The following is a 239-nucleotide window of genomic DNA, read 5'->3' as shown; positions in this document are numbered from 1 at the left end:
ATTGACTTCGGCTTCGTGCCGGTCAACAGCGTTGGCTCTTCGGTCTTCTTCGACATGAACAACGATGGCATCCAGATGGGTGCCAACGAGGTGGGGATCCCGAACGTACCGGTCCAGCTGTTCGCTGACCTGGACGGTGACGGCACGCCCGAGACGCTGGTCGGTGAAACGACGACGAACGACGACGGCATCTACTTCTTCGACAACCTGCCCAACGGTACCTACAACGTAGTAATCCC

Annotated in this window: 1 protein-coding gene; it reads left to right on the top strand. The window is 58.2% G+C overall.

Translation table 11 applies throughout. The features are described 5' to 3' along the window. A partial coding sequence (locus H9S92_RS14065; RefSeq protein ID WP_222936110.1) for an SdrD B-like domain-containing protein occupies window positions 1-239 on the top strand: 239 nt, incomplete at both ends.

The sequence above is a fragment of the Neolewinella lacunae genome (genome assembly GCF_014349155.1).
GTDB lineage: Bacteria > Bacteroidota > Bacteroidia > Chitinophagales > Saprospiraceae > Neolewinella > Neolewinella lacunae.
The sequence above is the reverse complement of the archived record's forward strand: the minus strand, read 5'-3'. Positions and strand labels throughout refer to the sequence as shown.